At 53.9% G+C, this 13675-nt stretch carries 10 protein-coding genes; 4 read left to right on the top strand and 6 right to left on the bottom strand.

Going from position 1 to position 13675, the window contains the following annotated elements; translation table 11 throughout:
* Positions 1-3 precede the first annotated feature (3 nt).
* Together JIN85_RS06455 and JIN85_RS06460 are read right to left on the bottom strand one after the other, a co-directional pair.
* Positions 4-2463 carry a circularly permuted type 2 ATP-grasp protein gene (locus tag JIN85_RS06455; protein ID WP_200268813.1) on the bottom strand — a complete coding sequence of 820 codons (2460 nt, stop codon included), beginning with the start codon at positions 2461-2463 and terminating at the stop codon, positions 4-6.
* A 28-nt stretch (positions 2464-2491) separates the two neighbouring features.
* On the bottom strand, positions 2492-5887 hold the full coding sequence (locus JIN85_RS06460) for a transglutaminase family protein (protein WP_200268815.1): 3396 nt from the start codon (positions 5885-5887) through the stop codon (positions 2492-2494).
* Positions 5888-6028: 141 nt separating this feature from the next.
* Between JIN85_RS06460 and JIN85_RS06465 the strand changes: the two genes are divergently transcribed.
* Positions 6029-6940: a hypothetical protein gene (locus tag JIN85_RS06465; RefSeq protein WP_200268817.1), complete on the top strand. Its 912-nt coding sequence runs from the start codon at positions 6029-6031 to the stop codon at positions 6938-6940.
* Positions 6941-7257: 317 nt separating this feature from the next.
* Here the strand turns inward: JIN85_RS06465 and JIN85_RS06470 are convergent, their stop codons facing one another.
* The gene (locus JIN85_RS06470) at positions 7258-7572 is read right to left on the bottom strand and encodes a hypothetical protein (protein ID WP_200268819.1); all 315 of its coding nucleotides are present in this window, start codon (positions 7570-7572) and stop codon (positions 7258-7260) included.
* 586 nt (positions 7573-8158) lie between these two features.
* Between JIN85_RS06470 and JIN85_RS06475 the strand changes: the two genes are divergently transcribed.
* On the top strand, positions 8159-8989 hold the full coding sequence (locus tag JIN85_RS06475; RefSeq protein WP_200268821.1) for a hypothetical protein: 831 nt from the start codon (positions 8159-8161) through the stop codon (positions 8987-8989).
* A gap of 27 nt (positions 8990-9016) precedes the next feature.
* On the opposite strand, the gene JIN85_RS06480 is transcribed toward JIN85_RS06475, so the two are convergent.
* Positions 9017-9169 carry a hypothetical protein gene (locus JIN85_RS06480; protein ID WP_200268823.1) on the bottom strand — a complete coding sequence of 51 codons (153 nt, stop codon included), beginning with the start codon at positions 9167-9169 and terminating at the stop codon, positions 9017-9019.
* Between JIN85_RS06480 and JIN85_RS06485 the strand changes: the two genes are divergently transcribed.
* Positions 9168-11207, top strand: a complete 2040-nt coding sequence (locus JIN85_RS06485; RefSeq protein ID WP_200268825.1) for an FAD-dependent oxidoreductase — start codon at positions 9168-9170, stop codon at positions 11205-11207. The two genes, JIN85_RS06480 and JIN85_RS06485, sit on opposite strands and share 2 nt — an antisense overlap.
* Before the next feature lie 12 nt (positions 11208-11219).
* Here the strand turns inward: JIN85_RS06485 and JIN85_RS06490 are convergent, their stop codons facing one another.
* A complete protein-coding gene (locus JIN85_RS06490) occupies positions 11220-11744 on the bottom strand; it encodes a hypothetical protein (RefSeq protein ID WP_200268827.1) in 525 nt (174 codons plus the stop codon).
* Between the two features lie 151 nt (positions 11745-11895).
* Between JIN85_RS06490 and JIN85_RS06495 the strand changes: the two genes are divergently transcribed.
* The gene (locus JIN85_RS06495) at positions 11896-13203 is read left to right on the top strand and encodes a GAF domain-containing sensor histidine kinase (RefSeq protein ID WP_200268829.1); all 1308 of its coding nucleotides are present in this window, start codon (positions 11896-11898) and stop codon (positions 13201-13203) included.
* On the opposite strand, the gene JIN85_RS06500 is transcribed toward JIN85_RS06495, so the two are convergent.
* Positions 13183-13671, bottom strand: coding sequence for a hypothetical protein (locus tag JIN85_RS06500; protein WP_200268831.1), 489 nt, complete (start codon positions 13669-13671; stop codon positions 13183-13185). The genes JIN85_RS06495 and JIN85_RS06500 overlap by 21 nt on opposite strands.
* Positions 13672-13675: the final 4 nt, after the last annotated feature.

Genomic DNA, 13675 nt, shown 5'->3' on the forward strand with positions numbered 1-13675 from the left:
ACGTTAATAAACTCTCCGGACCGAATGGCTGAAGTAATGCTGCGTGAGCAGATCGGACAGCTTTTCAAAAGCCTCCTCCAGCCATTCGAATTCCGCGATACCTGCCTCGCCTGATTGGGCGAATCGAGCATTCATCTCCGCCAAAAGTTCCATCACATCCGGAAACAGTCCCTGCTTTGGATCTCCAGGAAACTTCTGCATTTCACGGTCTAACACCTCCATCTGAAAGGCGACCGAGCGTGGGTTGAGCGTATCCCAGAAAATCAAATCCCTAACCCCTTCCCAATCGGGGCGGGAAAAATGCCGACGCCGATAGGTCATCACGCTATCGCAGGTCTCTAACAATGGGTCGAGTTTTAGCCCGTCATCTCCGGCAGCTGTTTGCAGAAGCTTCAAGGTTGAGATCGCCCGCTCGATGCGGCGGCCGGTTTCAAAAAATCTCCACCCCTGCCCCCGAGTCATGTTTTCCGCTTCCATGCCAGCTAGAGCCGCAAGATGGAGAATGAGCGTATCCAAAGTTTGGGCAAGATCGGTTGCACGAGGAGCATGCGATGGGGAATGGAGCAATCCCTCTAGCCGGTTGAACAATCTCCAGGTATCATCGGAAAGCCGATCCCGTGCGGCAGCAGCGTTACTCATCAGCGACCGAGTCAACCGTGCCAAACTGCGGTAGTCGGATGTATCATGGACCAGACTTGTTAGAGTGCTTAACAAAGCGCCGGACTGGATGCCATCGGTTTCAGGAAAGAGGCGGCTGCCTTCGATCAAGGCCTGACAAGCAGCCAAATGCTCGCGTTGACGACGTCCGCTTTCACCACCCATCTGGCGCAACGTGACACGCAGCAGTCTCGTTACTGACTCGATCCGCTCCGCGTAGCGACCGACCCAAAAAAGTTGTTCTGCGATCCGGCTGGGAACATCCATCGCCGTCACATGTTTCAGCGGCGTCTTGTTCAAGCTGTGGACCGCAGTCGGCCCAGGTGTGGCAATCGCCGAATCAGCAACCCACACATCCTTGGTGTGCCCAGCATGCCATGGCCAAAGTTGCGGCGGCTTGCCGGATTTACCCACTCGCGCCATACCTCCAGGCATCACACTTGGCCCATCCTTGGCGTGAACGGCAAAGGTCCGCCAAAAGAATGGTTTTGAAGAAAGGGAACGTCCCTCCAACGCAGGCATTTGGCTCGGTGAGACCTCTTTTTGGACAACGAAATCGTGCGGTGATTCCTCGATCGCAGCGACCCATTTACGGCGAGCCGCAGCGGAAAGGGTTCCACAGCGAATTGGCAGCAGAGGTTGCGGATTGAAGGCAGACATCAACACATAGCGATGCAGCTGGTCCAGAATTTGACGCCGGATCGATGCCTGGCCGAGCCACCAGGTTTCCACGAATGGCAATTTGAGATCTTCGTCTAACAAGAATTTACAAGCCCTCGGCAGGAACGGCATCAGTGCTGGCGATGAGGCGAAACCTGAACCCGGAGCATTTGCCAACGCCACATTCCCGCTGCGCCAGGCCTCAATCATACCCGGCACCCCACCTCCACCGAGGGTCCAGTATTCCAATGGATCAATCCCATTATCATCGATCCTGCAGGCAACTCCATCCACCCGGCGCAATCCGCCAAGAGTTTTCAGATACAGCCGCCGCTCACGAACGGTTAGATCCGCAGCTTCCACCAAGGGAAAACCTAACAATCTCGCCTTGTAAGCATACTCGAAGTACGATGGATGCCGGAATCCGGGGGTCATCACGACCACATTCGGCGTCTCCGTTCTCAAACCGCAGAATTCCTGCAAGGTGAGTTTTTCCAGTTCAAAATAGCGGCCAAGCCGGTGAATCGGTGCGGCTTCGAAGCAATCGGACAACAAATTCGAGACCACGTGGCGATTTTGCAGCACCTGCCCCAAGCCACCAGTTCCTCGCGTATGGTCTGCCAGGACCATCCATTGCCCGGCAGGATTCCGGACCAAATCACAAGCGCTGGTGATCAAAAACCGACCACCCACGGGTTGCATCCCACGAGTTTGCGGCTGGTATAAGGGATTCGAGTGAACCAGATCCGGCGGTAAAATCCCCTCCGCTAACAATCGCTGCGGGCCATAGAGGTCCGCAACCAATGCTGCCATCAAGCGCGCCCGCTGCACCAGACCTGTGGAAACTTTGGCCCATTCATCGCGGGAAATCATCAATGGCAAAGGATCAAGTTGATACGGCTGCGCACCGTCCGCCACATCATTGTAGACATTAAAAGTCGTGCCCAGATCCTCCATCATCCGGGCTGCCGTCGTGCTTAGCACACCACGTTCATCCGGAGACCACGACTGCATTTTCGCCGCAGTGTCCTTCCACATGGAGCGGATCCGCCCTGATGAATCGGCGAGTTCATCCCACACCGCGCCGTCCGCGCCAGATGCGAGAGCGCGGGCAATGGGGGGCGTGCTGCGGTTGCGGGGAACCATTGATGCTGAGTGCGCTTCCAAAATCCGCTCACAAGCTGGTCGGAATCATCCGCAAGTCCAGTGTGAAGGGGAAATCCGGGCTGGTTGGTGCTTGTTTTGCGATGATTTTACCTCCCGTATGGCCATGTCTGAAGAATCTGGCCAGCCTTCTAGCTTCTGCTTCATACGCATTCACCGGGAAACTGGTGTGATTGCGTCCGCCAGGATGAGCGGCATGGTAGGTGCAACCACCGATGGAACGATCGTTCCAGGTGTCGAGTATGTCCAAAACCAGTGGCGTGTGCGGAGCGATGGTCGGGTGCAGGCAATTCGGCGGTTGCCATGCGCGATAGCGAATGCCGGCAACGTATTCGCCATGGGTGCCCGTTGGTCGAAGAGGGATTTTCGTGCCATTGCAGGTGATCACATGCCGTTCACCGGTCAGGCCACGGGCCAGCACTTGCATTCGCTCAACCGAACTATCGACATAGCGAACCGTGCCGCCGGGCGTTCCGTCTTCACCGAGCACGTGCCATGGCTCGATCGCATGCCGGATTTCCAGATCAATGCCGAGTTGTTGGTAATCGCCGATTTTCGGGAACCGGAACTCCAAGTGTGGCGCAAACCAATCGTGATCCGTTTGATAGCCGTGTGCCGAAAGATCATCCAGGACTTCCTTGAAATCCTGCCAAATGAAATGAGGCAGCATCCAGCGGTCGTGAATTTCGCTACCCCAGCGAACGAGTGGTTTTTCATAGGGTTCTTTCCAAAAACGGGCGACCAACCCGCGAAGAACCAAGTGCTGGGCGAGACTCATTCGATGATGCGGCGGCATCTCAAAGTTCCGCATTTCGAGCAGGCCCAGTCTCCCGGTCGCGCTATCCGGACTGTAGAGCTTATCGATGCAAAATTCGGCACGGTGGGTGTTTCCGGTCGAATCGATGAGTAAATTCCGCAAGGCCCGGTCGATTTTCCACGGAGGTGGCGTGAGGTCCTCGCCGAGGGTCTGGAATGCGATTTCCAGCTCATGAATTGAATCATTACGCGCTTCATCGATCCGCGGAGCTTGAGAAGTGGGCCCAACAAACAGGCCGGAGAAGAGGAAGCTCAGCGATGGATGATGGTTCCAAAAGGTTACCATGCTTCGCAGCAAATCCGGACGCCGGAGCAGCGGGCTGTCCGATGGAGTTTCTCCGCCGATGATGATATGGTTTCCTCCTCCGGTGCCACAATGGCGGCCATCGATCATGAACTTCTCAGTCGCGAGGCGGCACTGGCGAGCTTCCTCGTAAAGCACCGTCGTATTTCTGACCAAATCACTCCAGGAAGCTGCGGGCTGAAGATTGACCTCAATCACGCCCGGGTCAGGAGTCACCTTGACCACTTCCAATCGAGGATCGAACGATGGTGGCGTACCTTCCAGGATCACCGACATCTGCAAATTCGCTGCCGTTTGCTCGATCAGCGCGACCAGTTCCAGAAAGTCTTCGGTGGTATCGAGCGGCGGCATGAACACATGCAGACGGCCGTGACGCGCCTCAAAGCAAATCGCCCGGCGAATCAGCCACGCAGCGGATTCTTGATCGGTCGGCTCTTTTTCCCATGGCAACTCGGTCCCATCACCGCCAGCGACAGGCGGGATGGCGGATTTGTCCAAGTGCAGCGAACCATGGACAGACTCTGCGTTCGGATCCATTTTCTGATCCTGCAAACCGACCTGCGACTGCTGGATTACCTGGGCACCACCATGGGGTGGCAATGCTCCGAGAGGGGCGGTTGGGTCCTGAGGAATCGAATAAGGATACTCGGATTCCTTAACCCATGGCAGCGAGGAAAGCGGCAAACGATACCCGACGGGTGAATCACCGGGCAGCAAATACATCGTATCGTCTGGCAAAAACCACGGTCCGCTGGCCCAAACCTTTCCAGCCGGAGTCGGCTGTTTCTGAAGTGGCATCACCCAGCCAACCGGCTCATCCAGTCCCTGTTCGAATACCCGAGCAAGGCGGTCCCGCTCCTGCTTGTCCTTCAGATTTGATTTTACCGGATCGACATTTCGCGGCAATCGCTTCTCACGCCAGAGATAGTAGAACGCATCTTCATAGGCTGGGATCAGCCACTTTGCATCCGTATCCAAGGCTTCCGCCAATGCTTTGCCAAACCGCTGAGCATCCTGCTCGCCATAACCATAGTCGCGCGATTCATCTGCGATGAGGCTGACATCCTCCCAGATCGGTTGGCCATCTTTCCGCCAATAACAAGCGAGCGACCAGCGTGGCAATTGCTCACCCGGATACCATTTGCCCTGGCCGTAAAACAACAACCCGCCAGGGGCGAAACGTTCGCGGAGGCGTTTGATCAGCTTATCGGATAGTACCCGCTTGGTGGGTCCCATCGCTGCGTTGTTCCACTCCTCACCATCGAAATCATCCATGGAAATGAACGTCGGCTCACCACCCATGGTTAGACGAACATCCATGTCACGCAGGTCGGCATCGATTTGATCGCCTGTTTCCATGATCCCCGCCCATTGTTCATCCCGATAGGGCAAGGTGGTGCGGGGCGATTCATAGATGCGGGTAATGTGCATCTCATGATCCATGGTTGATTTGCACGGTGCAGTGCCGCCGGTGACCGGAGCGGCACTCATCGGCTCAGGCGAGCATGCGAGCGGCAAGTGCCCTTCCCCTGCTAACAATCCCGATGTTGCATCCAGGCCGATCCAGCCCGCTCCCGGCAAATACACTTCCGCCCAGGCATGCAGATCCGTGAAATCGACCTCGCTGCCGGACGGGCCATCGAGCGACTCGACATCCGCCTTCAACTGAATCAAATAGCCTGAAACAAACCTCGCGGCCAAACCAAGGTGGCGCAGCAATTGCACCAGCAGCCAGGCCGAATCCCGACACGAGCCGGATAGCTTTTCCAAAGTCTCCTCAGGCGTCTGGACTCCCGGTTCCATCCGGATCCGATAATCGATCGCCTGCTGCAACGCGGCGTTGATCTCGACCAGGAAGTCAACGGTGCGCTGCTTGCGGTTTTGATAGGTATTGATCCATTTCGCCAGCAACGGCCCCGGCTCTTCCAAGACAAGAAATGGCTCCAGTTCTCGTTTGATCACCGGATCATAGGAAAATGGATATTCTTCCGCTTTTGGTTCGAGAAAGAAATCGAACGGATTCTGGACCGACATTTCGACGACCAAATTCACCTCAATATCGAGACGATCGGTAGGCTCAGGAAACATCAGGCGCGCCAGGTAATTCGACTGCGGATCCTGTTGCCAGTTTACGAAATGCTCCATCGGCCCGACTTTCAGGCTGTAGGACAAGATGCGTGACCGGCAATGCGGTGCTGGCCGCAGCCGCACTACGTGCGGGCCGTGCTCAACTGGTCGATCGTATTGATAACTCGTTCGGTGATGCAGCGCGACGTGGATCGACATGGTATGGAATAAAAACTGGGTGGCGCATGGAAAATTGCACAAATTTACACCCGTTGACGAGCACGAATCCTGCTTCTCGGCGGCAAAAAACGACCCACCGCCATTGCGGATTCCGCAACCGCGGTGTTAACTCCAGCATTCATGCAACGGAACCCCTGTTTTTTCGTTCTCGCAGGTCTCATGCTCAGCTACGGGATCGCCTCTTCCAGCAACGAAAAGCTCGCGTTTCATCTGCAAAAGGAGCGCCCAAAACTACAATCATGGACCGTCGGTGAAGCAAGTGGCCTCGCCTTCTCCCCAACTGATCCCCAGTTCATGTGGGTCGTGAATGATAGCGGGGCCATGGCCGATCTCCACCTGCTCAATCTAGACGGGACCGACCGTGGCGTGGTCCGGGTGAAAGGAGCAAAAAACGTGGATTGGGAAGACCTCGCGTCATTTACTCTGAAGGGTAAATCCTATCTACTGATCGCAGATTCAGGCGACAACCAGTCATCGCATAAAAGCAGGATGCTTTACATTGTGGAAGAACCGGCCCTGCCTAAAACCGGCCAAAGCCTGGCTTCCAAAATCCACATCGCCTGGAAAATCGAATATCAATATGAAGGTGGCCCACGTGACTGCGAAGCCGTAGCCGTGGATGCTCAGGAGCAGAAAATTCTACTCATCAGCAAACGCACCAAGACTCCCATAGTCTACGAATTACCCCTAAAACCCTCGGATTCCAAAGCAACTCAGGTTGCGAAAAAAATTGGCAAAACCCACGTGGATGCCCCGAAGGCGAGCCTCGTTCACTTTGCCAGCCAGCCGACCGGATTGGATATTTCAGCCGACGGCTCGATGGCAGCCGTCGTGACCTATTTTGGTGTATTCCTCTTTCGACATCAAACGAAGGAATCCTGGAGCGATACATTTGACCGGAAACCGATCAAGCTAAGTCCCCACCTGTTACCCCAAGCCGAGTCGATCGCATTTACCAAGGACATGAAATCATTATACGTGATCTCTGAAGGATTCGGGACACCGATCGTCCGCTATCAAAAAGACCAATGAGTTGTTAGTCTTTGTTAGATTTTTGCAGGATACTCCTCTTCCAAGATCTCACCAACCATGGATTCCACTGCAGGTCGGAGCGAGCGCCATTCAAGGAGCCTCGGCACCAGCTTGATCTCCCGCGGCAACGGACAACACGGGAATTGTGGAAGGCATGGTGTCTTCCGCTGTCACTGCGCTCATGATTTCCTTAACCAAATCTGCTAATGGTTTTTCCGCCTCGGGGTCCTGCATGGCGCTGAGAGTGACCAGAACTTGGGTGACAAATGGATCTAAAAATATGAGCGTTATTTCGCGCGATCGGAGACTTTTGGCAATTATGCCGCCACGTGTGACTGTCTTGTCACAGCACGTGCCACCAGATCGATCGCCTCCGGCATTTCGAGGCAGATATTCTCTTCGTGAATGACCAAAGCGTGATTACCCGGGATCGAGCGAAGTTTGCGCAGAATCCAGAGCGCAAAAGCAGTCGGACTCGTGTATCGGAAATCCACTTCAAATTCGACGGTGTGATTGCCGTCATTCTGAATTCCGAGGGGATTCGCCAGATTGACCAAACTCACACCGGATGGCAGTCGCTCATTGAGGAGATCCAACTGAAAATTGCGGTGATTGGTGTGTACGGTAATCATGGTGGGATAGGATCACAATTGCCCGCATCCTTAGCAGATGCCGACCCAATCACTTAAACCCTTATAAATTGGGGATTCTATCAGCTTTTTCGCTACAAAATCGTTGCCATTTGCATTCTGAAAATTTCATTTTGCAATCCGTAGCAACCTCATCACGATGCATAGGTTTACGAACTCCGATGAATGCCGTACTCCTCACAGTGAAGATTTGTTAGAAAGAATCCAGGGCAGAGAAAAAGAAGTGGTAATGGATGATCGGAAAGATGCGTGAAATCGCAACTAACTGAGCATCATTGGGCATCGATTTATATACTGATAAGCAGATCGCCCCATCACGATGTTTTTTCCTTCATCCGATGTAGGCCCACGCACCGCGAATCCCCCTAAAACAGGGACATTGAGCTCTCTAACCGATGCGACCCTGAATTTTGCGGAGAGCCATCTGATTTGTAACCTGTTAGAACTTCGGTTAGACAAGAAACTCCCGACGTTGCTGATAATCGAATAGGATTTCAACAGTCTTCCGGCGTCCCCCCTTCCCTACACACGCCGGAGGATTCTCTAACACAAACTGTTGACATCCCTTATGAAATTGAAATCAACCATGTTGAATCGGTGCATCGCGCCCATGATGGTTATGGCCTCCCTCGCGGTGGCTGGAACCTCCCATGCAGCGGTCGTCACCGGCGCTGGTGAAGCATCCGGACTAACGGTCGATGCCTCGGTCACTCTCCTTGGCAGTGGCCTGCTCGATCTGGAAGTTGGTCCGGTCGCTGAAATTGCTGATGATTCATCATCACCGTTCACCGATAGCGATACCGTGATTAGCGTGACTTCCACGACTTTATTGCTCGGTAACGTCGATACTGGCGCGGTCACCACCTCCATCGATTCCGATGTAGACGGCGGCTTCGGTATTCGCACCTCAACTTCCACCGCCATGGTGGATTCGCTAGATCTCGCCCTTTTGGGTGGAATCGGTGCCGATACCCTCTCGGTAACGGCAGATACCGTAACTTCCAGTGCCATGGTTTCAGGCGACTACGGCGCCATGACCCTCACTGGAACTTCAGGCGTTGAAAACCTGCAAATCAGCGTGGCTGGAAGTGCCATCACGATTCCTGTAGATGCCTTCAGCACAGCAAACAACGTTTTGCTTGATCTCGCGGGCGTTCGCATTGTCCTGAACGAGCAAATCGACACCTCATCATCGGGTGCTGGATTTGACAACGGCGCTCTGGAGGTCAATGCAATCCATATCACCGTCGATGGCAGTCTGGTGGCTACCGGCGTGGATGCGGACATCGTGATTGGCCACAGTTTCGCCTCCCTCAACAGTGTGCCTGAGCCTGGGTCGATTGCCCTGGGTGCCACTGGCTTGCTCATGCTGGTCGGCTATCGACGTCGGAAAGCCTGATCAGGGCAAAAAAATTATTCGGTTTCATCAAAGCGCGTGGAATGAGTCGGGATTGCTCGATTCCACGCGCTTTTTCGTCGTCCAGCGCGTGACTGAAATCACGCGGTAGAAAATTAGGAGATGATTTGCCCCCAGGTCGCTGTAGGGTCGCTGCGACGCAAATCGATATTCTTCACTCATGGATTCACCGACCACCGCTCCGTCCGAACATCCTTCCGGCTTGTCTTCCCCTCTGCGTGAGTTTGATGTTCTGATCATTGGCGGTGGTTTTGCCGGGGTCGCCGTAGCCCAGCGGTTGGGGAAAAAGAGCCATCTAAAGGTAGGATTGATCGCTGATCAAAACGTGATGCTGTTCCACCCAATGCTTGCGGAAGTCTGCGGTGCCTCCCTTTCCCCAAGACACATCGTAAATCCCATTCGGAATCTTTGTCCGGGAACCGAAGTGTTTCTCGCTGCCGTCAAAGATGTGGATTTGAAGAAAAAAGAGGTCATCGCCCAGTCTGGCCCTTACTCACACCAGAGCCACTTCCGCTGTAAAAACCTGGTGATCGCGCTCGGTGGTGTCGTCGATCTCAGCCGCGTCCCCGGGATGGGCGAACATGCATTGCCCATCAAAACCGTCGGTGACGCATTTCGCATCCGCACCACCGTGATCGACCGCTTGGAAGAAGCAAATATCACGAGTGATCTTGAGGCCAAACGCAGGCTCCTCAGCTTCGCTGTGGTCGGCGGTGGATATTCCGGAGTCGAAACCGCCGGACAAATCGCAGACTTGCTGGAGGGAGCGAAGAAAATGTTCCCCTGGCTGAAGGAAACCCCGGCGAGCATCGTGTTAATTCACAGCGGCCCTTATATTTTGCCCCAAATTGGCGAAAAACTCGGCCACTTTGCTCAAAGAAACCTAAAGAACCGCGGTATCGACATCATTCTCAATCAACGAGTCACCGCTGTCACCGCAAACAGCGTCCACCTTGGTCAAAGAGTGATTCCTGCCAAAACGGTCATCACCACCGTCGGCAACGCAGCTCACCCACTGATCCTACAATTGGAAAAACGGGGCGATCTGCCGATGGATCATGGCCGCATCATCACCGATAGCAACCTGCGCGTGAGCGGGTTGGACGGGGTGTGGGCTGCGGGAGACTGCGCGCTGATCAGACAGCCCGACGGCACGCCATCGCCCGCTACCGCACAATTCGCCCAACGGCAAGGCAAGCTGGTCGCGGAAAACATTCGCCACCAGACGGATGGCAAACCGATGGAGCCATTCAGTTTCACCGGACTCGGAGAACTGGCCTCCATCGGCCACCACAATGCAGTAGCCAAAATTGGCGGCGTTACCTTCTCCGGCTTTTTTGCCTGGTGGATGTGGCGGACGATTTATCTCACCAAGCTACCAGGCTTTGAGAGAAAACTGCGGGTGCTGATCGACTGGACCCTGGACGTCATTTTCCCACGCGATCTCAGTCTGTTGCGAACCGAGGCCACTCCACGCCTGGCAATGATGCATCTTGAGAAGGATGACGCCGTTTATTCCGCAGGCGATCCTGCAGTGAATTTTTACATTCTTCAGCGCGGTAAAGTCGAAATCCGCGACGATGAAGGTTCGCTGAAACCGATTTTCCCCGGAGAGTATTTTGGCGAGCGAGAACTTTTGGTGGGCACTCCACGCCAATTGACCGCAGTTGCGACCGAAGCCTCGGAGTTGCTGATATTGCCACGTGAAATCTTCGGCAGTCTCTCCCTTGCAAGCCCTGGATTCCTTTCTCAAGTGACCACCAGTTCGCTTCAATACGCATCTCGCGAGGAAATGGATCAACTGATCGCAAAAGTCCCTGAAGCGGTGCGCAGGCAAAAGGTCAGCGAGCGTATGCAGCCTAAAGTGATTTCCATCCCCCGTGATGCCAATATCGCCGTAGTGCTCGATATCTTTAAGCATTACAGCTACACGCTATTTCCGCTCATCGATCATGAACGGAATCTGGTGGGCTCGATCCGACGCGAAAAATTCGTCGATTTACTGCAGGGCATGGAACTCGCCCACGAGGATAAAATTCCTGATGAGCTGATCGAGCCAGCTAAGACCGTAGAGAAAGATGATTCGATGGATGAAGTGCTGCGACGCATGCTCCGCTCCGGCCGACGCCTCTACTTCGTTGCCGATGCCAGCAACAAACTAGAGGGCGTCATTTCCCTCATCGATGCGGTGATCGATTAAGTCGAAAGGCCATCAAGCATTCCAGGCATCGTGCACGGCAGCCAGCACCGTGGCCTCAGCCTCAGGATTTACGAGCGGGGCTTCAAGGGCTAGATCACTCGTCACCAATCCTGGTAACATTTCGGTAAGCGCCAAAATGATGGGCGGTGCGCTCTCCACGCCATTGAACGCAATATCCGCACACTTGGAGTGCCCGACGGCAAGCGCCAATGTGTAGAGCATCGAGTAGTTTGTCTCGGTCAAATTCATCGCGATCAAATCATCCCGCACCATATTGGCCAATGGGTGATCCCGTAATTTCCCGAACATTTGCGATAAGGTGCCAGCGACCACTCCGGTCGCCTCTTTCACGGCGACGCCCAAACTGGCCCCCTCTTCTTCCGCCACCAGCTTCAAGCAATCCAACCGGTCTGCAGACTCGGCAATCATTTGCTTCAGCCATCGGCGAAGTTCTAGATTTGCAATCACTCTCTCATCCTCCAACTGCTCGGAGACGGCTTGAATGATGTCTCGTTCCATCGAAATCACATCGTTCATGTAAGATTTCAGACGATCATGGTGTTTTTCGTTCATCATGTTTCATCATTCAGCTGCGAAAATGCCAGCGTGCCGCGCGGTTCTGCGATTCAGCAACAACCCTCGATAGCAAAAGGAAACTTTCTTCATCAAAGATGATGGATTCGATGAAATGCTATCGTTTTATCCGCTCGTCGATGATGCATTCCGCACGCACGGTCTGCATTTTCGCGGACTTTCGAACAGTATCCCGCGATTGCATCTTTACCAAATTCACGCTAGGAACTTCGCCGTGCCCGAGTCATTCGATCCCGATACTCAAATCAATCCGCTCGAAGATCCTCGGAGACTCAAGCTCATCAGTCGCTTGACGGCTACGGAAACTCCTCGTGATAAGGAGTTCGATCGCATCACCCGAATCGGCGCAAATATTCTTAAAACTCCGATCTGTTTGGTTTCCCTCGTCACCTCAGATCAACAAATCTTCAAAGGAGCCTGCGGCTTACCCGAACATCTGATCAAGGAACGCAGCACCCCTCTTAGTTATTCAATTTGCAAACATGCGGTCCTCAGCCGTAACCCGATCATCATCACGGATACGCATCAAAGCGAATTAGTCGCCGATAATCTGGCGGTCAGCGACTTGGGTATTCGCTCTTATCTTGGATTTCCATTACTCACCGATGATTACCTCGTCCTGGGTTCATTTTGTGTGATCGATTACGTGCCAAGAGATTGGACCACTGATGAAATTGATCTGACGCGGGATCTGGCCGCACTCGTGGTCGAACAACTGGAAAGCAGTTTGGTTCGAGAGAAAATCCGCAATTCGTTCGACGTCGCGATCCACGATCTCAAGAGTCCGTTAGGCGGCATCATGATGGCGTCGTCTTTGTTAGAAGAAGATTTGAAGTCCATTCCTGAGCGCCTTCACCCGCTGCTTGCCGTGATTTCAGAATCGGTCGGAAAATCGCTGAAACTTGTCGAATCACTAGCCAAAGACAATCGCGATGGAACGCCGCAATATTGCGAATATCCAGATCAAGTGATTCATTCCGTGGCGAGCAGGCTCCGTCCAACGGCCGATGCAAAATCCATTTCGCTACAAGTGAACATGGATGATGCCACATCCCTTTCGGTATCGCCTTGGGTGCTGGAGCAAGTGATGGAAAACCTGACCAGCAATTCCATTAAATTTGGTCCCCCGGAAAGCAACGTCCACATCTGGTTCACACCATCGGAACGCATTGGCCACATTCACATTCGAGATGAAGGGCCCGGATTTACCGTGGCAGATCGTCGACGGATGTTTAAGCGCTACTCTCGCTTGAGTGCCTCACCGACGGCGAATGAAACTTCCACCGGACTGGGACTCTCGATCGTCAAAAGATTGCTGGATCAACATGGCGGCAGTATCGAGCTACTGAGTCCCGAAGGCTCTGGAGCCGAATTCCGAATCTCATTTCCCATCAGCAGCTGAAGCCGTTGCCGCCTTCTTCTCAATGGCTGCTTTGATGCCTGCTATCAGTTCCTGATCCTGAGCACTCAGACGATCCAATGCGATCTCGACGGGTTTGTTGTGCACCAAAAACCGTGCTTTTCCATTTTTCACAACGGTGGGCTTGCTGGGCGGCGTAGGTGCTTTTCCGCTATCCAGACTCTTGCTCTCGATCACCAAATCTTCAAAGGCGATCAATTTCGCTTCTAACGGCTTTCCCTCTGAACTCGTCCAAATCCGTGTGTCATAGAGAACCACGTAAGTCACCGTGCGCACTTTCCCATCATTTCGATTCAGCTCGAGCTTGGTATCGGATTCCGTGCCATCGTGAGTGGTTCGCGTCGCAGGACGCGGTGGCTTCACAAGCGGGTTCGACGGGATTTCAACCTGTGCCAGCGCGATCCGCGCCGTCGCCATCGAAAAAACTGCAATCGCCCAAAAAACCTTCATGGCC

Source organism: Luteolibacter pohnpeiensis, from assembly GCF_016595435.1.
GTDB lineage: Bacteria > Verrucomicrobiota > Verrucomicrobiia > Verrucomicrobiales > Akkermansiaceae > Luteolibacter > Luteolibacter pohnpeiensis.